General features: G+C 54.7%; 19 protein-coding genes. 13 read left to right on the top strand and 6 right to left on the bottom strand.

All coding sequences use genetic code 11. From position 1 onward, the window contains the following. The 12 genes from murD (at nt 1) to mutT (ending at nt 14,520) form a co-directional block, all read left to right on the top strand. Nucleotides 1–1,317 (top strand): UDP-N-acetylmuramoyl-L-alanine--D-glutamate ligase, encoded by a 1,317-nt coding sequence (gene murD, locus WFO64_RS16460; RefSeq protein WP_337013138.1) that lies wholly within the window; start codon nt 1–3, stop codon nt 1,315–1,317. Next, nucleotides 1,317–2,531 carry a cell division protein FtsW gene (gene ftsW / locus WFO64_RS16455; RefSeq protein WP_337013137.1) on the top strand — a complete coding sequence of 405 codons (1,215 nt, stop codon included), beginning with the start codon at nt 1,317–1,319 and terminating at the stop codon, nt 2,529–2,531. Before murD ends, ftsW begins: the two co-directional genes overlap by 1 nt. Further along, on the top strand, nt 2,528–3,586 hold the full coding sequence (gene murG, locus WFO64_RS16450) for an undecaprenyldiphospho-muramoylpentapeptide beta-N-acetylglucosaminyltransferase (protein WP_337013136.1): 1,059 nt from the start codon (nt 2,528–2,530) through the stop codon (nt 3,584–3,586). The genes ftsW and murG overlap by 4 nt, the downstream gene beginning before the upstream one ends. A gap of 70 nt (nt 3,587–3,656) precedes the next feature. Then, nucleotides 3,657–5,135: a UDP-N-acetylmuramate--L-alanine ligase gene (murC, locus tag WFO64_RS16445; RefSeq protein WP_337013135.1), complete on the top strand. Its 1,479-nt coding sequence runs from the start codon at nt 3,657–3,659 to the stop codon at nt 5,133–5,135. Further along, entirely contained in the window at nt 5,125–6,045 is a 921-nt protein-coding gene (locus WFO64_RS16440) for a D-alanine--D-alanine ligase (RefSeq protein ID WP_337013134.1), read from the top strand. Before murC ends, WFO64_RS16440 begins: the two co-directional genes overlap by 11 nt. 1 nt (nt 6,046) lies before the next feature. Further along, nucleotides 6,047–6,886, top strand: a complete 840-nt coding sequence (gene ftsQ / locus WFO64_RS16435; protein WP_337013133.1) for a cell division protein FtsQ — start codon at nt 6,047–6,049, stop codon at nt 6,884–6,886. Further along, nucleotides 6,883–8,139: a cell division protein FtsA gene (ftsA, locus tag WFO64_RS16430; RefSeq protein WP_003854739.1), complete on the top strand. Its 1,257-nt coding sequence runs from the start codon at nt 6,883–6,885 to the stop codon at nt 8,137–8,139. The genes ftsQ and ftsA overlap by 4 nt, the downstream gene beginning before the upstream one ends. A 71-nt stretch (nt 8,140–8,210) precedes the next feature. Further along, the gene (ftsZ, locus tag WFO64_RS16425; RefSeq protein ID WP_009092127.1) at nt 8,211–9,365 is read left to right on the top strand and encodes a cell division protein FtsZ; all 1,155 of its coding nucleotides are present in this window, start codon (nt 8,211–8,213) and stop codon (nt 9,363–9,365) included. A gap of 101 nt (nt 9,366–9,466) precedes the next feature. Then, the gene (lpxC, locus tag WFO64_RS16420) at nt 9,467–10,384 is read left to right on the top strand and encodes a UDP-3-O-acyl-N-acetylglucosamine deacetylase (protein ID WP_010253894.1); all 918 of its coding nucleotides are present in this window, start codon (nt 9,467–9,469) and stop codon (nt 10,382–10,384) included. A 300-nt stretch (nt 10,385–10,684) separates the two neighbouring features. Continuing rightward, nucleotides 10,685–11,191 carry a secA translation cis-regulator SecM gene (gene secM, locus WFO64_RS16415; protein WP_337013243.1) on the top strand — a complete coding sequence of 169 codons (507 nt, stop codon included), beginning with the start codon at nt 10,685–10,687 and terminating at the stop codon, nt 11,189–11,191. 74 nt (nt 11,192–11,265) lie between these two features. Then, the gene (secA, locus tag WFO64_RS16410; RefSeq protein ID WP_337013132.1) at nt 11,266–13,971 is read left to right on the top strand and encodes a preprotein translocase subunit SecA; all 2,706 of its coding nucleotides are present in this window, start codon (nt 11,266–11,268) and stop codon (nt 13,969–13,971) included. A 153-nt stretch (nt 13,972–14,124) separates the two neighbouring features. Beyond that, complete coding sequence (gene mutT, locus WFO64_RS16405; protein WP_337013131.1) at nt 14,125–14,520, top strand: 8-oxo-dGTP diphosphatase MutT; 396 nt, start codon at nt 14,125–14,127, stop codon at nt 14,518–14,520. 30 nt (nt 14,521–14,550) lie between these two features. Here mutT and yacG read toward each other — a convergent pair whose 3' ends face one another. Genes yacG through coaE form a run of 3 tightly spaced genes read right to left on the bottom strand, consistent with a single transcriptional unit; the run spans nt 14,551 to nt 16,113 of the window. Further along, nucleotides 14,551–14,748 (bottom strand): DNA gyrase inhibitor YacG, encoded by a 198-nt coding sequence (gene yacG, locus WFO64_RS16400; protein ID WP_136196541.1) that lies wholly within the window; start codon nt 14,746–14,748, stop codon nt 14,551–14,553. Between the two features lie 8 nt (nt 14,749–14,756). Continuing rightward, complete coding sequence (gene zapD, locus WFO64_RS16395) at nt 14,757–15,500, bottom strand: cell division protein ZapD (RefSeq protein WP_337013130.1); 744 nt, start codon at nt 15,498–15,500, stop codon at nt 14,757–14,759. 4 nt (nt 15,501–15,504) lie between these two features. Further along, the gene (gene coaE / locus WFO64_RS16390; RefSeq protein ID WP_337013129.1) at nt 15,505–16,113 is read right to left on the bottom strand and encodes a dephospho-CoA kinase; all 609 of its coding nucleotides are present in this window, start codon (nt 16,111–16,113) and stop codon (nt 15,505–15,507) included. A gap of 234 nt (nt 16,114–16,347) precedes the next feature. Here coaE and WFO64_RS16385 point away from each other — a divergent pair, with 234 nt between their 5' ends. Then, a complete protein-coding gene (locus WFO64_RS16385) occupies nt 16,348–17,388 on the top strand; it encodes a GMP reductase (RefSeq protein ID WP_337013128.1) in 1,041 nt (346 codons plus the stop codon). 25 nt (nt 17,389–17,413) lie between these two features. On the opposite strand, the gene hofC is transcribed toward WFO64_RS16385, so the two are convergent. From hofC to ppdD, 3 genes are read right to left on the bottom strand one after another with little or no spacing between them, the layout of a single operon-like run. After that, nucleotides 17,414–18,613 (bottom strand): protein transport protein HofC, encoded by a 1,200-nt coding sequence (gene hofC, locus WFO64_RS16380; RefSeq protein WP_337013242.1) that lies wholly within the window; start codon nt 18,611–18,613, stop codon nt 17,414–17,416. Continuing rightward, complete coding sequence (gene gspE, locus WFO64_RS16375; protein WP_337013127.1) at nt 18,606–19,991, bottom strand: type II secretion system protein GspE; 1,386 nt, start codon at nt 19,989–19,991, stop codon at nt 18,606–18,608. The genes hofC and gspE overlap by 8 nt, the downstream gene beginning before the upstream one ends. Then, nucleotides 19,978–20,433 (bottom strand): prepilin peptidase-dependent pilin, encoded by a 456-nt coding sequence (gene ppdD, locus WFO64_RS16370; RefSeq protein ID WP_337013126.1) that lies wholly within the window; start codon nt 20,431–20,433, stop codon nt 19,978–19,980. The genes gspE and ppdD overlap by 14 nt, the downstream gene beginning before the upstream one ends. Between the last annotated feature and the right edge of the window lie 49 nt (nt 20,434–20,482).

Raw genomic sequence — 20,482 nt, 5'->3', positions numbered from 1 at the left:
ATGGCTGACTATCGGGGTAGAAAAGTTGTCATCATCGGTCTGGGCCTCACCGGTCTCTCCTGTGTTGATTTCTTTTTAGCGCGGGGCGTTACGCCTCGCGTGATGGACACCCGTGTCTCGCCGCCAGGGTTAGATAAATTGCCCGGGCAGGTTGAACGCCACCTGGGCGGCATCAACGGTGACTGGCTGTTGGCGGCCGATCTGATTGTTGCCAGTCCTGGCGTCGCGCTGGCGCATCCGATTCTCAGCGAAGCAGTGGAAGCCGGAGTCGAAATCGTCGGTGACATTGAGCTGTTTTGCCGCGAGGCGCAGGCACCTATCGTGGCCATTACCGGCTCCAACGGTAAAAGCACCGTGACCACGCTGGTGGGTGAGATGGCGAAAGCCGCAGGCTGGCAGGTGGGGGTAGGCGGCAATATTGGTCTACCCGCACTGAGTCTGCTGCAGTCACCGGCGCAACTTTATGTACTGGAACTCTCCAGTTTTCAGTTAGAGACCACGCACAGTCTGAAAGCGGCTGCGGCAACCGTGCTTAACGTCAGTGAAGATCATATGGATCGCTATCCGCTGGGGATGCAGCAGTATCGCGCCGCCAAGCTGCGGGTCTATGAAAATGCGCAGATCTGCATCGTTAACGCCGATGACGCCCTGACGATGCCTGTACGCGGTGCAGATACCCGCTGCGTCAGCTTTGGTGTCGACTTTGGTGATTACCATCTCAACAAACAGCAGGGCAGTATCTGGCTGCGGGTGAAAGGCGAGAAAGTGCTGAACACCGCTGAAATGAAGATGGTGGGTCAGCATAACTATACCAATGCGCTGGCTGCGCTAGCGCTGGCCGATGCGGTAGGTCTGCCACGCGCCTCCAGCCTGGCGGCATTAACGCACTTTAACGGTCTGGCGCATCGCTTCCAGCTGGTCCATGAGCATCAGGGCGTGCGCTGGATCAACGACTCAAAAGCGACCAATGTGGGCAGCACCGAAGCGGCGCTGAATGGCCTGCAGGTGAAAGGAACTCTATGGCTGCTGATGGGCGGTGATGGCAAGTCAGCCGATTTTACGCCGCTGATCTCCTGGCTACAGGGCGACAATGTGCGACTTTACTGCTTTGGTCGCGATGGCGATGCGCTGGCGGCATTGCGTCCGGAGATCGCCGTTCGCACTGAAACAATGCGACAGGCGATGGAGCAGATTGCGCCGCAGGTTAAAACCGGCGATATGGTCCTGCTGTCACCAGCCTGCGCCAGCCTTGACCAGTTCCGTAACTTTGAGCAGCGCGGTGAGCAGTTCGCGCAACTGGCGAAGGAGCTGAGCTGATGCGTATCCCTGGCGCCGGACTGGCGGGATTTTTCTCAGGACGCCTGAAAGATTGGGTCATGGGCGCACGCGAAAGTGATGACTCTTCGCTGGTGCTTTATGACCGCACACTGTTATGGCTGACACTGGGCCTGGCGGTGATTGGTTTTGTGATGGTGACGTCGGCGTCAATGCCGGTGGGCCAGCGTCTTAATGACGATCTCTTCTACTTTGCCAAGCGTGATGCTTTCTACATCGTGCTGGCTTTAGGGATGGCGCTGGTCACGCTGCGGGTGCCAATGGATTTCTGGCAGCGCTACAGCAACGTGATGCTGATGGTCACGGTTGCGATGCTGCTGATTGTTCTGGTGGTTGGTAGCTCGGTTAATGGAGCATCGCGGTGGATTGCGCTGGGTCCACTGCGTATCCAGCCTGCGGAGTTGTCGAAGCTCTCCCTTTTCTGCTATCTCGCCAGTTACCTGGTGCGCAAAGTTGAAGAGGTGCGTAACAACTTCTGGGGCTTCTGTAAACCGATGGGTGTGATGGTGGTGCTGGCGGTGTTACTGCTGGCGCAGCCGGACCTCGGTACGGTAGTTGTGCTGTTTGTGACCACGCTGGCAATGCTGTTCCTGGCGGGGGCCAAGCTGTGGCAGTTCATGGCAATCATCGGCTCTGGCATCTTCGCAGTGATCCTGCTGATCATTGCTGAACCCTACCGTATGCGCCGTGTTACCTCGTTCTGGAACCCGTGGGAAGATCCGTTTGGCAGTGGTTATCAGCTGACACAGTCACTAATGGCATTTGGCCGAGGAGAATTCTGGGGGCAGGGACTGGGTAACTCCGTTCAAAAGCTGGAATATCTGCCGGAAGCGCACACCGACTTTATTTTCGCCATCATCGGGGAAGAACTCGGCTACGTCGGTGTGGTAATGGCACTTTTAATGGTATTCTTCGTCGCTTTTCGTGCGATGTCGATTGGCCGTCGTGCCCTGGAACTGGATCAGCGTTTTTCCGGCTTTTTAGCCTGTTCAATCGGTGTCTGGTTCAGCTTTCAGGCGCTGGTTAACGTAGGGGCAGCCGCCGGTATGTTACCCACCAAAGGCCTGACTTTACCGCTGATTAGTTACGGTGGGTCGAGTCTGATCATTATGTCGACCGCCATCGTCTTTTTATTACGTATAGATTATGAAACGCGCCTGGCGAAAGCGCAGGCGTTTACCCGAGGTGGTCGATGAGCGGTAAGCGATTGATGGTGATGGCAGGCGGCACCGGCGGACATGTCTTTCCCGGTCTGGCTGTCGCCCATCATCTGATGGAACAGGGCTGGCAGGTTCGCTGGTTAGGCACCGCCGACCGTATGGAAGCCGATCTGGTGCCAAAGCACGGCATCGACATCGATTTTATCCGCATCAGCGGATTACGCGGAAAAGGTGTTAAAGCGTTGCTGCTGGCACCCTTGCGCATCTTTAATGCATGGCGTCAGGCGCGTCGCATCATGAAAGCCTGGCAGCCGGATGTCGTGCTGGGTATGGGTGGCTATGTTTCCGGTCCTGGCGGCTTAGCGGCCTGGAGTTGTGGTATTCCGGTGGTGCTGCATGAGCAGAACGGGATCGCCGGGCTGACCAACAAATGGCTGGCGAAAATCGCCACTAAAGTATTGCAGGCGTTCCCTGGTGCTTTTCCTGCCGCCGATGTGGTGGGAAATCCGGTTCGTACTGATGTACTGGCACTGCCTTTACCCGCGCAACGTCTGGTGGATCGTCATGGCCCGATACGGGTGCTGGTGATTGGTGGAAGTCAGGGGGCGCGGATACTAAATCAGACGCTGCCTCAGGTTGCAGCGCTGGTGAGTGATGAGATCACCTTGTGGCACCAGACCGGTAAAGGCGCGCTGCCGGAAGTAGAGAAAGCTTATCAGCAGGTCGGCCAGACGCAGCATAAGGTGACCGAGTTTATTGATGACATGGCTGCCGCCTACGCCTGGGCTGATGTGGTGGTATGCCGCTCCGGCGCGTTAACCGTGAGCGAAGTCGCTGCCGCAGGTTTACCGGCGATTTTCGTGCCTTTTCAGCATAAAGATCGCCAGCAGTACTGGAACGCGCTGCCGCTGGAGAAAGCGGGCGCCGCCAGAATTTTTGAGCAGCCGCAATTTACTGCGGAGGCTGTAGCGGATCAGCTACGCCACTGGGATCGCGCAACACTGCTGACGATGGCTGAACAGGCCCGTCAGGTGGCGGTCCCCGATGCGACCAGCCGGGTCGCTCAGGAAGTGGCTCGCGCCGCAAAGTAATCATTCCGGTCAGCGCGTCTGACCTGTACCCGGAGAGGGTACAAACTGAAATAGCAGGTAACTGAGAACGATGAATACACAACAATTGGCAAAACTGCGTTCTATCGTGCCCGAGATGCGTCGCGTCCGACACATTCACTTTGTCGGCATCGGCGGTGCTGGCATGGGCGGTATTGCCGAAGTGTTAGCAAATGAAGGCTACCACATCAGTGGTTCAGATCTGGCCCCTAACCCGGTGACGCAGAACCTGATTGCGCTGGGCGCCACCCTTTATTTTAACCATCGCCCCGAAAATGTGACTGATGCCAGCGTCGTCGTGGTCTCCAGTGCCGTTTCACAGGATAACCCCGAACTGATAGCGGCACGTGAACAGCGTATCCCGGTGATCCGTCGTGCGGAAATGCTGGCTGAACTGATGCGTTTCCGTCACGGCATAGCCGTTGCGGGCACCCATGGCAAAACGACGACTACGGCGATGGTGTCGAGTATTTATGCGGAAGCGGGCCTCGATCCGACTTTTGTTAATGGCGGACTGGTCAAAGCAGCAGGCACCCATGCCCGCCTGGGTAACAGCCGGTATCTGATTGCGGAAGCGGATGAGAGCGATGCGTCGTTTCTGCATTTGCAACCGATGGTGGCGATTGTGACCAACATCGAAGCTGATCATATGGACACCTATCAGGGGGATTTTGAAAACCTGAAGCAGACGTTTATTAACTTCCTGCATAACCTGCCGTTTTACGGCCGTGCGGTAATGTGTGTGGATGATGTGGTCATCCGTGACCTGATCCCACGAGTGGGACGCCATATCACCACTTACGGTTTCAGTGACGATGCTGACCTGCGCATTGAAAACTACGAGCAAAGTGGCGCGCAGGGGCATTTCACACTCATCCGTCAGGACAAAGCGCCGCTGCAGATTACGCTGAACGCGCCGGGTCGCCACAACGCCCTGAACGCTGCCGCCGCTGTCGCTGTCGCCAGTGAAGAGGGCATTGAAGACAATGCCATCCTGGCGGCGCTGGAGAGTTTCCAGGGCACGGGCCGTCGCTTTGATCTGTTGGGTGAATTCCCGACAGAGCCGGTAAACGGTCAGCCGGGCAGCGCGATGCTGGTTGATGATTACGGTCATCATCCCACCGAAGTGGACGCGACGATTAAAGCCGCCCGTGCAGGCTGGCCTGATAAAAAACTGGTGATGGTGTTTCAGCCGCACCGTTACAGCCGAACCCGCGATCTGTTTGATGATTTCGCCAACGTGCTGTCGCATGTGGATGTGTTGCTGATGCTGGATGTTTACTCTGCCGGTGAAACCGCCATTCCAGGCGCTGACAGCCGTTCACTGTGCCGTGCAATTCGTAATCGGGGCAAGGTTGATCCGATTCTGGTGCCGGAACATAACGCACTGCCGGAGATGCTCGCACCGCTGCTGTCAGGCAATGACCTGATTCTGGTGCAGGGGGCAGGTAACGTCGGCAAGGTTGCCCGCAAGCTGGCTGATACTAAGCTCCAGCCAGAACGTAAAGCGGAGGATCGTCATGGCGGATAAAGTGGCAGTATTAATGGGCGGCACCTCGGCAGAGCGTGAGGTCTCGCTGAACTCGGGTCAGGCTGTCGTCGCCGGATTACGGGAAATGGGCCTTGATGCGCATGGCATCGATACCCGTGATGTCTCGGTGCTGACACTGAATGAGCAGGGCTTTACAAAAGTCTTTATCGCGCTGCACGGCCGGGGCGGAGAAGATGGCACGATGCAGGCGGTACTGGAGTTCCTGCAACTGCCTTATACCGGCAGCGGTGTGATGGCATCGGCCGTGACCATGGATAAGCTGCGTACCAAACTGCTGTGGCAGGGGCGCGGTTTACCGTCAGGAAAGTTTGTCTGGCTGACGCGTCAGCAGTGGGATACCGGGCTGGATGCAGAGAGCAACGCGGCGATAACAGCGCTTGGTCTGCCATTATTTGTTAAGCCGGCCTGTGAAGGGTCCAGCGTGGGCATCAGTCGGGTTAACGACTTGAGCGCGCTGCCTGCTGCACTGGAAATGGCGTTTAAGCACGACAACGACGTACTGGTCGAGGCGTTTCTGAGCGGCGCGGAGTATACCGTCGCGATTGTGGGCGATCGTATTCTGCCCTCAATTGAAATAAAGAGCGCCAGCGAGTTCTATGACTATGAAGCTAAATACATTTCTGACGATACTCAGTATGTCTGTCCGGCCGATTTAAGCGCTGAACGTGAAGCTGAATTACAGCAGCTGGTACTGGCGGCCTGGCGCGCATTGGGCTGTCGTGGCTGGGGACGGGTTGATGTGATGACCGATGGGGCAGGAAATTTCCAGCTATTGGAAGCGAATACTTCACCAGGCATGACCAGCCACAGTCTGGTGCCTATGGCAGCGAAACAGGCGGGCATAGGTTTCCCGCAGCTGGTTGCCCATATTCTGGATCTGGCCGACTGATATGTCACAGGCGGCAATGAGAGTTCGAAACCGTGAACCGCAGGAGCGTATTCGCACCGGGCGCAGTAACGGAGCCAGACTATTCGGCATTGTTTTTCTGCTGATCGTCATCGGGATTATGGTTGCTGGCGGGCTGGTAGTACTGAAGTGGATGAACGATGCGTCCCGGCTGCCGTTGTCCAAACTGGTGGTGACAGGGCAGACGCACTACACCACTCACGATGATATTCGTCAGGCAATTTTGTCGCTTGGTCCACCTGGCACTTTTATGTCTCAGGATGTGGACATTCTGCAGCAGCAGATTGAGCGGCTGCCGTGGATTAAGCAGGTCAGCGTGCGTAAGCAGTGGCCGGACGAACTGAAAATCCATTTGGTTGAGTATACGCCAGTGGCGCGCTGGAACGATTTGCATATGGTGGATGCTGAAGGTGTCTCCTTTAGTGTACCCGCCAGTCATAGCGGCAAAGAGACAATGCCGATGTTGTATGGGCCGGAAGGGAGTGAGAAAGAGGTCCTGGCGGGCTATCACAGCATGGACGATGTGCTGAAAGCCCGGAAGTTTACTCTGAAGGTGGCGTCGATGACGGCCCGGCGTTCCTGGCAACTGGTCACCAGCGATGATGTACGTATCGAACTGGGGCGCAGCGACACCATGAAACGACTGAATCGCTTTATTGAGCTCTACCCGGTGCTGCAACAGCAAGGTCAGAACGAGAGCAAACGTATCAGCTATGTGGATTTGCGATACGACTCGGGTGCTTCTGTTGGCTGGACACCGGTCGTGATGGAGCCACAGGACAGTAATCAGCAACAGAACCAGGTACAGGCTAAACAACAATGATCAAGGCAACGGACAGAAAACTGGTAGTTGGACTCGAAATCGGCACTGCGAAGGTTGCCGCCCTGGTTGGGGAAATTCTGCCCGATGGTATGGTCAACATTATTGGGGTGGGCAGTTGTCCCTCCCGCGGTATGGATAAAGGTGGCGTAAATGACCTTGAGTCGGTGGTGAAATGCGTTCAGCGCGCCATCGATCAGGCCGAGCTGATGGCAGATTGCCAGATCTCCTCTGTTTACCTTGCTTTATCGGGCAAACATATCAGTTGTCAGAACGAAATCGGGATGGTTCCGATTTCCGAAGAGGAAGTGACTCAGGATGATGTAGAGAACGTCGTACATACCGCCAAATCGGTGAGAGTGCGTGACGAGCATCGCATCCTGCACGTGATTCCTCAGGAATATGCAATTGACTATCAGGAAGGGATTAAGAATCCCGTCGGGCTGTCCGGTGTGCGTATGCAGGCGAAAGTGCACCTGATTACCTGCCACAACGACATGGCGAAGAACATCGTTAAAGCCGTTGAGCGTTGCGGGCTGAAAGTGGATCAGCTGATTTTTGCCGGTCTCGCCTCCAGTTTTGCCGTCTTAACGGAAGACGAACGTGAACTGGGTGTCTGTGTTGTCGATATTGGTGGCGGTACAATGGACATTGCCGTATATACCGGCGGCGCTTTGCGGCACACTAAGGTGATTCCGTATGCGGGCAACGTTGTTACCAGCGATATCGCCTATGCGTTTGGCACACCACCAACGGATGCTGAGGCGATTAAAGTGCGCCATGGTTGCGCGCTGGGCTCGATTGTCGGCAAAGATGAGAACGTTGAAGTGCCAAGCGTGGGTGGACGTCCACCGCGCAGCCTGCAACGTCAGACGCTGGCGGAAGTGATTGAGCCGCGTTATACCGAACTTTTGAATCTGGTCAATGACGAGATTCTGCAGTTACAGGAACAACTGCGTCAGCAGGGCGTGAAGCATCACTTGGCCGCAGGCATTGTCCTGACCGGGGGTGCAGCGCAAATCGAAGGATTGGCGGCCTGTGCGCAACGGGTATTTCATACCCAGGTGCGTATAGGACAGCCGCTGAATATTACCGGCCTGACTGACTATGCGCAGGAGTCGTACTACTCCACCGCCGTGGGACTGTTGCATTACGGCAAAGAGTCGCACATGAACGGTGATGCAGAGACCGAAAAACGGGTTTCAGTAGGTAACTGGTTCAAGCGTATTAACAGTTGGTTAAAAAAAGAGTTTTAATTTTTGTAAAAGGGGATCATGCTGTTTTCTTTAGTGATCTCCAGGCGACAGGCACATAACGGAGAGAAATCATGTTTGAACCTATGGAATTAACCAACGACGCGGTGATTAAAGTCATCGGCGTCGGTGGCGGCGGCGGTAACGCCGTAGAGCACATGGTACGCGAACGTATCGAAGGTGTAGAATTCTTTGCTGTGAATACCGACGCACAAGCGCTGCGTAAAACAGCTGTTGGCCAGACCATTCAGATCGGTAATAACATTACCAAGGGTCTGGGTGCGGGTGCGAACCCGGAAGTTGGCCGTAACTCTGCAGAAGAAGATCGCGAAGCACTGCGTTCTGCGCTGGAAGGGGCAGACATGGTCTTTATCGCCGCAGGCATGGGCGGCGGTACCGGTACCGGTGCAGCACCTGTGGTCGCTGAAGTGGCAAAGGATCTGGGTATCCTGACGGTGGCTGTTGTCACCAAGCCGTTCAACTTCGAAGGCAAAAAACGCATGGCGTTTGCCGAGCAGGGCATTGCTGAACTCTCTAAGCATGTCGATTCACTGATTACCATTCCTAACGACAAGCTGCTGAAAGTGTTGGGCCGTGGTATCTCCCTGCTGGATGCTTTTGGTGCTGCCAATGACGTGCTGAAAGGCGCAGTTCAGGGTATTGCCGAGCTGATCACTCGTCCGGGCCTGATGAACGTCGACTTTGCTGACGTGCGTACAGTGATGTCCGAAATGGGTTATGCGATGATGGGTTCAGGCGTAGCGTGTGGTGAAGATCGTGCTGAAGAGGCCGCTGAAATGGCGATTTCCAGCCCGCTGCTGGAAGATATCGACCTGTCAGGCGCCCGTGGCGTGCTGGTCAACATTACGGCGGGCTTCGACTTGCGTCTGGATGAGTTTGAGACCGTGGGTAACACTATCCGCGCCTTCGCCTCTGACAACGCGACCGTGGTAATCGGTACTTCGCTGGATCCGGAAATGAATGACGAACTGCGCGTCACCGTGGTGGCAACCGGTATCGGTATGGACAAGCGTCCTGAGATCACCCTGGTGACTAACAAGCCAGCCAGTCAGCCAGTGATGGATCATCGCTATCAGCAGCACGGTATGTCCCCGCTGCCGCAGGAGCAGAAACCGGCTGCCAAAGTCGTTAACGACCAGGCTGCACAGTCAAACAAAGAGCCAGATTATCTTGATATTCCGGCCTTTTTACGTAAGCAGGCCGACTAGGATTAACCCTATAATTGGGATTCTCCGCTCTTTGTGCTAAAGTGTCTGTCCGCTGGTAAAGTATACTAGCGGTCGGAAAGGTGATACTGCGAGATAATGCGATGATCAAACAAAGGACATTAAAACGTATTGTTCAGGCGACTGGTGTTGGTTTACATACCGGCAAAAAAGTCACCCTGACATTACGCCCTGCGTCGGCTAATACCGGGGTCATCTATCGTCGCACCGACTTGAATCCACCGGTAGATTTTCCGGCTGATGCAAAATACGTGCGCGACACCATGCTGAGTACTTGCCTGGTGAATGATGAAGGCGTGCGTATTTCAACGGTAGAACACCTTAATGCCGCTCTGGCGGGTCTGGGTATTGACAACATTATTGTTGAAGTTGATGCGCCAGAGATCCCGATCATGGATGGCAGCGCAGCACCGTTTATCTATCTGCTGATGGATGCGGGTATCGAGCAGCTCAACAGCGCGAAGAAATTTGTGCGTGTTAAGCAGACCGTGCGTGTGGAAGAGGGTGACAAATGGGCCGAGATCAAACCATTTAATGGTTTCTCGCTCGATTTCACCATCGACTTCAAACACCCGGCTATCGATTCCAGCTCCCAGCGTTATGCAATGAACTTCTCTGCTGACGCCTTTGTTCGTCAAATCAGCCGGGCGCGTACATTTGGCTTTATGCGTGAAATTGAATATCTGCAGTCTAAAGGCCTGTGCCTGGGCGGTAGCTTAGATTGTGCGATAGGTCTTGATGATTTCCGCGTACTGAATGAAGAAGGTCTGCGTTTTGAGGACGAATTTGTCCGTCACAAAATGCTGGACGCGATTGGCGACTTGTTTATGTGTGGTCACAACATCATTGGCGCATTTACTGCGTTTAAATCGGGTCACGCGCTGAACAACAAGCTGCTGCAAGCGGTTCTGGCTAAGCAGGAAGCCTGGGAATGGGCAACCTTCGAAGACGAAGCTGAACTGCCGCTGGCATTCAAAGCACCGAATCTGGTTCTGGCTTAATTACTCCAGAACGTGAAACGGCTGGTTACGCTGACACCCTCTCCGGTCAGCGGCGCCAGCCGTTTTTTATTGCCTCAAGTAACACGCCTGATGACTGAGACCTCGTTCGCAAACCGTTGTCTTTTCTGCTGAATTGCTGAACAATCACTCTCGTTTTCTCACGCCGCCACTTTAATCCCAGGTGTGGATGCCCCATATTAATGATACTATCTGTGGCGCTTTTACAGGCCGAAATCCGTTGCGGCTCGCGGCGGGTACACGAAAACAAGAGCGCAAAAAAGTATGCGCGATGGGACGGTTGTGATCGGGATTCTTCTGCGCTGGCGACAATTAGGTAGACGCTACTTCTGGCCTCATCTCCTGTTAGGGATGGTAGCGGCCAGTTTTGGCCTGCCAGCCTGTGCGCAAAACTCCGAACTCAACACTTCCTCTGAGTCGCCTGCCAGTAGTCTCTTTCTTGGCAATGCCACACGCTTTGATCACCTGATCCGGCTTCAGGAAGCGTCCCGACGCCCGAGCTTCAGTGTGGATTACTGGCATCAGCATGCTATTCGCACCGTTATTCGTCATCTCTCTTTTACGCTGGCGCCCCAGGCGCAGGCTGAGCAACAGACATTACCGCTGGCTGCACAAAAGCTGGCGCTGATCGACTCACTGCATGATCTACTCACATCGCATTCTGCGCTGCACACTGTACCGCAGCAGATCACTACGCCGCCTCTTTTCACGGCCTTAATCCGCTCATGGGTAGAATGGCATGCCAGCGTGCATGGCATTCGCGCCGGACCCGCCCGATTGTTCTGCTAATATTTTTGGTTTTATTCACTCTGTTTAGATTTCGCAGTCCGGAATGCTCCGGCTGAATTGAGAAAATATTTATTATGTTAAGCAAAATATTAACCAAGGTTTTTGGTAGCAGTAATGATCGTACGCTGCGTCGTATGCGCAAAGTGGTGGACGTCATCAATAAGATGGAGCCCGATTTTGAGAAGCTCACAGATGATGAACTGAAAGCTAAAACCGACCTGTTCCGCGAACGCCTGAAAAAAGGCGAATCACTGGAAAGCCTGATCCCGGAAGCATTCGCTACTGTGCGTGAAGCGAGTAAACGCGTGTTCGGAATGCGTCACTTCGACGTGCAGCTGATCGGCGGCATGGTACTAAACGATCGCTGCATCGCTGAGATGCGTACCGGTGAAGGTAAAACTCTGACCGCAACGCTGCCAGCCTACCTGAATGCGCTATCCGGGAAAGGCGTTCATGTGGTTACCGTCAACGACTATCTGGCACAGCGTGATGCGGAAAACAACCGTCCACTGTTTGAGTTCCTGGGTTTAAGCATTGGTATCAACATGTCGGGCCTGCCAGCTGTGGCGAAACGTGAAGCTTACGCCGCAGATATTACTTACGGTACCAACAACGAATATGGCTTCGACTACCTGCGCGACAACATGGCCTTCAGCCCGGAAGAACGCGTACAGCGTAAACTTCACTATGCGCTAGTGGATGAGGTCGACTCTATCCTGATTGATGAAGCGCGTACGCCGCTGATCATCTCAGGTCCCGCAGAAGACAGTTCTGAGCTTTACACCAAAGTGAACAAGATCATCCCGCATCTGGTTCGCCAGGACAAAGAAGATACCGAAACCCATCAGGGTGAAGGCGACTTTTGGGTCGATGAGAAAGCGCGTCAGGCACACATGTCTGAGCGCGGTCTGGTGAAAGTGGAAGAGCTGCTGGTCAGCGAAGGCATTATGGAAGCGGGCGAGTCACTTTACTCTCCGACCAATATCATGCTGATGCACCACGTCACTGCGGCACTGCGTGCACACGCACTCTTTACTCGCGATGTTGATTACATCGTCAAAGATGGCGAAGTGGTGATTGTTGATGAACATACCGGCCGTACCATGCAGGGGCGCCGCTGGTCTGATGGCCTGCACCAGGCGATTGAAGCGAAAGAAGGCGTAGAGATTCAGAACGAGAACCAGACGCTGGCCTCTATCACTTTCCAGAACTACTTCCGTATATACGAGAAGCTGGCCGGTATGACCGGGACTGCAGATACCGAAGCATTCGAATTCAGTTCCATTTATAAGCTCGACACTATCGTCGTGCCGACCAACCGTCCGATGGTGCGTAAAGATCTGGCTGACCTGGTCTACATGACCGAGAAAGAGAAGATTGATGCCATTATCGAAGATATTCGTGAGCGCACCGCCAATGGTCAGCCGGTGTTGGTGGGGACCATTTCGATTGAAAAATCGGAAGTAGTTTCTAATGAACTGACCCGTGCCGGTATCAAACATAACGTTCTGAATGCCAAATTCCATGCCCGCGAAGCGGATATCGTGGCACAAGCAGGTCAGCCAGGTGCGGTTACTATCGCCACCAACATGGCCGGACGTGGTACGGATATTATGCTGGGTGGTAGCTGGCACGCTGAAGTGGCCGAACTGGAAGAGCCGACTGAAGCGCAAATTGAAGAGATCAAAGCGGCATGGCAGGTTCGTCATGATGCGGTGCTGGCGTCAGGCGGGTTGCACATCGTCGGTACTGAGCGTCACGAATCGCGTCGTATTGATAATCAGCTGCGTGGTCGTGCAGGCCGTCAGGGTGATGCCGGTTCTTCACGTTTCTATCTGTCGATGGAAGATGCGCTGATGCGTATTTTTGCCTCAGACCGTGTGTCAAATATGATGCGTAAACTGGGCATGAAGCCAGGCGAAGCGATTGAGCATCCATGGGTCACTAAAGCGATTGCCAATGCACAGCGCAAAGTTGAAAGCCGTAACTTTGATATTCGTAAGCAGCTGCTGGAATATGATGATGTGGCTAATGACCAGCGTCGCGCTATCTACAGTCAGCGTAATGAGCTGCTGGATGTGTCTGACGTTAGCGAAACCATCAACAGCATTCGCCAGGATGTTTATAAAGCCACCATTGATACTTACATTCCGCCGCAGTCGCTGGAAGAAATGTGGGATGTGCCAGGCCTGGAAGAGCGTTTGCGTACTGACTTCGATCTTAACCTGCCAATTGCGGAATGGCTGGATAAAGAGCCCGACCTGCACGAAGAAGTGCTGCGTGATCGCATCATGACCCACGCCATGGAGAGTTACGCTGCCAAAGAAGAGATCGTCGGTGCGGATATGATGCGTAACTTCGAAAAAGGCGTGATGCTTCAGACGCTGGATTCGCTGTGGAAAGAACATCTGGCTGCGATGGACTACCTGCGTCAGGGTATCCATCTGCGCGGCTATGCACAGAAAGACCCAAAGCAGGAGTACAAGCGTGAATCGTTCTCCATGTTTGCCGCGATGCTTGAATCACTGAAATATGAAGTGATCAGTACGCTGAGCAAGGTCCAGGTGCGCATGCCAGAAGAAGTGGAAGCGATGGAGCAACAACGTCGTGAAGAAGCTGAACGTCTGGCACAGCAACAGCAGCTGAGCCATGTTGAAGAGGATCTGCTGGCAGCAGAGCCTGTGGCGGAGCAGAGTGGCGAACGCAAAGTGGGCCGCAACGATCCCTGCCCATGTGGTTCTGGTAAAAAGTACAAGCAGTGTCATGGCCGTATCGCCTGAGACTGAATGCTAATCAAAGGGAGCCGCTGGCTCCTTTTTTTATGGTATTTGCCACCTTAGCATCTGTGCCAGCGCTGAGCTAAAGCGGTTAACTTCCGCTACAGCATGTTCTAAAATCAGCCTTCATTTACCTATGACTACCGGATATTCTCCATGAAGCACCTGCAGGTTGCAGTTGGCATCATTCGCAATGCCAATAAACAAATTTTCCTTGCCCAGCGCGCGGCGACCTCTTACATGGCGAACAAGTGGGAGTTTCCTGGCGGTAAGATTGAAGCGGGCGAAAGCGCAGAGCAGGGACTGATAAGGGAACTCCACGAAGAGACCGGAATTGAAGTCACTGAGGCTCGCCCGATTGGTCATGCTGACCACAGCTACGACGATCTGCGCGTAACGCTACATTTCTTTCTGGTTGAAGGGTGGAAAGGCGAGCCGTGGGGCAAAGAGGGCCAGCCGCAGCGGTGGGTTGATCAGCACGCACTGGTGGCGGATGAGTTTCCGCCTGCGAATCATCAGCTGATTGCGCGTCTGATCGCCGGCGAACTCTGATCGGATGGGGCTGCGCGCCCCATCCGGCTATCAACGATCTTCTTCGCTCCAGTTGTCACTGTCGTTCATATCGTCGCTACTGGGAATGCGCTTCTCTTCTGCAGCCCACTCGCCTAAATCAATGAGCTGGCAGCGCTTACTGCAAAAGGGGCGCCACGGGCTGAGCTCATCCCAGATTACATCTTTTCCGCACTGCGGACAGGAAACAGTCATCACTTCTTGCTGCATGTTTACCTCTAACAACAGGCCAGTTGAAAATTAAGGCGGGCTGGAACGTCACCACGCTCACTATCAAGTGGCATAAAACGAATGGCGTAGCGGCTTTTATGCCCGGACACCTGTGGATAGAGCGCATCGTCCAGTGACAACTGCAGTCGCAGCAGATCGGCACCCTCAGCATTATCCTGATAAAAACCATTGAGACTGGTCTGCACATGGAATGCGCCGGACTGGCGGATAAGATCCAATATCATCGCCAGCGCATGATGCAGGGGCTCCAGCGTCTTCATCCAGGCTTCGACCTGCGCATCGCGTGCTTCCTGGGGCAGATGGAGCCAGATGTGCAGACCCGGCAGATCAAAGCTGCAGCATCCGCCAGGGATGCTCAGCCGCTGGCGTACCAGGGCAATCAGACGATCCTCACGGAGTTGCTGCCCCATACGCGGTGCATTCATCAATTGGGCTGACTGAATTTTGAGCTTATCGCGCAGAGCGTCAACCAGCGTCATGTCGACGCCGGGCACATCAGCCCACGCACGTAACTTTTGCTGCTGACGCTCAAGTTCTTTCAACAGTTCTGTACGCATATCACCCCGCTCGAAAATGTCGAGCAACTCACCAACCAGGCGAAAAAAGGTCAGCGCACTAACGGTTTTATCCAAGGGAGTGGTTTCATCTAACTGATTGATCAAAAATTCAACCCGTAACCAGGTTCGCATTTTTTCATTCAGTGGGTGTTCAAAAAGAACGGGTGTGCTCATGGTATTAATCCTGTTTCGTTGCCGCCAGCCTGAGGTAGCGCTGATGGAGTTCGGCAACCTGTGGCAAGGCGTCGTCAGGCTCGCCACTGTTATCAATAACATCATTGGCACAGACGAGGCGCTGCTGACGCGAGGCCTGTGCGGCAAGAATACGTTTCGCCTGCTCGACGGAAAGATGATCACGTTGCTGGGTACGTGCTAACTGCGTTGCCTCATCAACATCCACCACCAGTACCCGATCAGCCTGGTGCTGTAACTGATTTTCCACCAGTAGCGGCACCACCCAGATCACATAAGGTGAGGTGGCTCCAGCGATCATCTGTCGCGTCCGGGCGTTAATCCGTGGATGCAGTAACGCGTTTAACCAGTCTTTCTCTTCCGGCTGTTGAAAAATAATCTCGCGAAGCCGGGCACGATCAAGCATCTCCTGTTCCGTTACTATCGACGCACCATACCGTGCCTGGATGGCCTGCAAAGCAGGCGTGCCAGGTTCAACAACTTCACGAGCGATCAGGTCAGCATCAATAATTTCCACGCCAGACGCTGCGAATGCCTGGGCAATCGTACTTTTTCCACTGCCGATCCCCCCTGTAAGCGCGACGATATAAGGCATGTTTTTCACCTGACTTCTCTTTTCGACATGGCTTTAGGGTAATGATCTGAATAAAAAACGCAAAAATGCGTGTCAGATCACACCGATAAAGCACAACTAAATTTAGTGGATTGTAGCGTAAATAAAGTGAAATTCGCAGTCTTGTCGCGCAGCGAGAGGCGCGTATCATAACGTCACTGGAGCTGTGCTTACTTCGTGAACTACGATTCATTGCCACTTACCAGGACACTTTTTATGCGTATTGAAGAAGATTTAAAACTGGGCTTTAAAGATGTCTTAATCCGCCCCAAACGCTCCACGCTGCAAAGTCGCTCACAGGTTGAGCTTGAACGCCGCTTTATCTTCAGACATTCGGGTCAGGGATGGTGTGGCGTACCGATCATCGCTGCCAACATGGATACGGTCGGCACATTTTTAATGGCCGAAGCGCTGGCCAGCTTCAATATCCTCACCGCAGTCCACAAACATTACAGCGTAGATGAGTGGCGCGCCTTTATTGAGCGCGTGCCCGCGACTGTATTGAAACAGGTGATGGTTTCAACCGGCACATCAGAGGCCGATCTCAGTAAACTGGTCGCTATTATGGCGCTTTCAGACGATCTGCAGTTTATCTGCATTGACGTGGCCAACGGTTACTCACAACATTTTGTCGACTTTCTGCAGCGTGCCCGTGAAACCTTCCCGGCTAAAACCATCTGTGCCGGTAACGTGGTAACGGGCGAAATGGTGGAAGAGCTGATTCTTTCTGGCGCGGATATCGTCAAAGTCGGCATTGGCCCGGGTTCGGTTTGTACAACCCGGGTAAAAACCGGCGTGGGTTATCCGCAGCTTTCCGCTGTCATTGAATGTGCCGATGCAGCGCATGGCTTAAGCGGTCAGATTGTCAGTGATGGCGGTTGTTCAGTGCCGGGCGATATCGCGAAAGCCTTTGGCGGCGGAGCCGACTTCGTGATGCTAGGTGGCATGCTGGCGGCACATGAGGAGTGTGAAGGGCAGGTGGTCGAAGAGAATGGCGAAAACTTTATGCTGTTTTACGGCATGAGTTCCGAATCGGCGATGAAGCGTCACGTCGGCGGGGTAGCGCAATATCGTGCAGCTGAAGGTAAAACGGTGAAGCTGCCATTACGTGGCCCGGTAGCTGACACCGCGCGCGATATTCTGGGTGGACTGCGTTCCGCCTGCACCTATGTGGGGGCGGAGCGTCTGAAAGAGCTGACCAAGCGCACCACATTTATTCGGGTTAATGAGCAGGAAAATCGCGTTTTCAACCGATAGTCATTTGGGGCGCAGCTCGCGCCCCTTAATGCATTGCATCACCCAGCCCAAATACCGGCAGATACATCGCAATCACCAGCGTGCCGACAATGCCGCCAATCACCACCATCATCATCGGTTCCAGCGAAGCGGCCAGCGTGTCAGCGCGCTCTCGGGTTTCTGCCTCATGCCATTCCGCCAGACGTGCCAGCATCAAATCCAGGGCGCCCGCCTCTTCGCCTACGCGAACTAGCTGACCACATAATTGTGTGAACAGCGGATGATGCATCAACGCCTGATGCAGAGGACTCCCCTGAGCAATATGCTGCTGCAGTCCGATAATGGCTTCCCGCCATAGCAATGATGAGAGCGTCACTTCAACAGCAGCCAGTCCCTGTAGCAGGGTTAACCCAGCGCGCTGCGTGAGATTCAGTATGGTGTAGATTTGCGTCAGTTGCGTGCCACGCCATAACCTGGAAAGCAGTGGGATACGCAGGAAAAACGCCTGCTCGCGGCGTTGCCAGCCCGCAGAACGTCGTCGTAGCTGATGCCAGGCCGCCAGCATCAGCGAAACGCCGATGGCTAACACACCGCCCCACGCCTGAAGCGCGGCAGATAACTGCATTACCGCTGTCGTAAAGGCGGGCAGGGGCGCATCAAAGGAGTCATAAACAGCAACGAACTCTGGCAGAACGAACAGCAGCATGCCGCAGGTGACCGCAATCGCCACCAGCAGAATGAACAGAGGATAGCGAAGCGCCTTTGCGACCTGGTGCCATAACAGTTGCTGCCGGATCTGCTGCTGGGCCAACTCACTGCAACAGATATCCAACTGACCGGTCAGTTCGCCCACCTCCATCAGCGCCGGATAGAGTGCCGGAAAAATCTGAGGCCATTCACGTAAAGCCTGTGAAAAAGGGGCACCGCTAAGTACCCGATGATGCAGGGCGAGCATCAGAGCCCGCCAGCCTGCATGAGTATGGCCCTCAGCCAGCAAAGCGAGACTCTCTGCCAGCGGCAGACCCGCTTTGAGCAGGGTTGCCAGCTGGCGAATCAAATCGGTTTTGTGCTGCCACTTCCAATCCCGCTGTCGCCAGACTTTTTCTCGCTTCCAGCTCACCGGCAGAAGATCGCGCTGCGCCAGCATTAGCAGCAGGTTGTCACCGTCGATAGCCAGTAGCTGACCACTGCGCAACTGGCCCTGGCTATCGACCGCCTGCCAGCGAAATAAAGCCGCATTAGTCATCATCCAGCCCAATCACTCGTTGCATCTCTTCCAGCGAGGTATCGCCCCGGCTTACCGCTTCCAGGCCGGAAACTTGCAGGGTGCGCAATCCCTGCTGTTTCGCCAGATTAAGCAGATTCTCCAGCGGCATTTCGGCGGCGATCGCATTTTGCAGCCTGGCATTTATCGGCAGCAGTTCAAACAGCGCCAGCCGGCCAAAATAGCCGGAAAAGCAGTGGTCGCAGCCTGGTGCCCGCCAGGTTTGCAAGGTCCCGGGCCAGAGTTCCGGAGGATAGTGCGCCACCGTCTGGGCGGGCTGACGGCAATGGGGGCAGAGGCGTCGAACCAGGCGCTGAGCAACGATCAATTTCAGCGCCGACCCCAGAAGGTAACCGGGAATTCCCATCTGTCGCAGTCGGGTCAGAGTCTCTGCGGTAGAGTTAGTGTGCAGCGTCGAAAGTACCAGATGTCCGGTCTGCGCTGCTTTAACCGCAATCTCCGCTGTTTCAGCATCACGAATCTCCCCCACCATGATCACGTCCGGATCCTGTCTCAGTAGCGCCCGCAGCACGCGGTTAAAATCGAGGCCATTTTTGGTATGGATCTGCGTCTGGTTAATGCCGGGCAGCGGGATCTCAATCGGATCTTCAACGCTGCACAGATTTTTTTCCGGCGTATTCAGCGCGCTGAGGCCGCTATAAAGCGTAAACGTCTTGCCGCTGCCGGTGGGGCCGGTGACCAGAATCAGTCCCTGTGGCTGGGCCAGCGCGGCGCAGAACAGGCGCAATTGCGCAGCGCGTAAGCCGAGCTTATCCAGTGACAGCGCCTCACTTTCACTTTGCAAAAGCCGCACCACCACTTTCTCACCCCCGTAGATGGGTAAGGTCGCCAGGCGGAACGAGGCGGGTTTTCCGGCGATATCCAGGCTGAACTGACCATCCTGCGGTAACCGGCGTTCAGCGATATCCAGCCCGCCGAGGATCTTCAGTCGCGCCAGCAGCGCCGCAGGCTGTGTGGCAGGCAGTGAGGAGAGAGGATGCAGTACGCCATCGATACGAAGTCGCACCCGCATACCATCATGGCAGGGTTCGATATGCACATCTGACGCGCGGCGCTCCAGTGCCTGACACAGGATCAAATGGGTTGCCTCAATCGCTGACTCTGTGGGTGCCTCTTCGCGCGCTACCAGTGGTTTGTCAGCGTGCTGGCGCTGGTCGAGCCGGGCCTGCGGCCAGCATTCGATCTCAATCTGACACTGGCTGGCGAAATGGAGCGCTTCAGCCAGCCCGGGTGGCACGCTCTCCGCAACGGCAACACATAAATGACTGGCATCATGGTGCAAAACCAGGGCGCGGTAGCGCTGACATACTGCCGCGATCGCCTCATCAGGCTTGTGCATCGCTGGCTCCTTTATCTGCAAAACGGAACTGTTCCCGGCAATTGTCACGCAGGCTGGTGTTGCTGCTGGTACAACTGCGTTGCCAGCTGATGCCGCCATCAGTACTGTCCCAGATTGGCAGCATTTCAACGCTCAGGCCATTCAGACTTTCCTGGCCGGTCAGCGTAATTACCCCATTGGTCACGCTCAATGCCGAGACATAGCGCGATTTTCTGGCTGCAGGAATACCTGCCTCTCCGGCCTTGCACTGCGTCGGGCCGCCGCGTTCCATGGCGCAAAGCTCAACAGCGGTTTTGTAGGGCACCATGGTTTGTAGCATGTCCGTGAGGGCAGCGCGCTGCAGATAATTTTGATAAGCGGGCAGGCCAATGGCACTTAAGATCGCCACAATCCCCACTACAATCATCAGTTCAACCAGCGTAAATCCACGTTGATAATTCATCACATCGTCTCCTGATTAAGAAGGCGACAGGTTAAAAATCGAGGGCAGT

The organism is Pantoea sp. AS142 (genome assembly GCF_037152305.1).
Taxonomy (GTDB): Bacteria; Pseudomonadota; Gammaproteobacteria; order Enterobacterales; family Enterobacteriaceae; genus Pantoea.
Note: the sequence above shows the minus strand (reverse complement) of the source record. Positions and strands in the feature narration are given on the sequence as shown.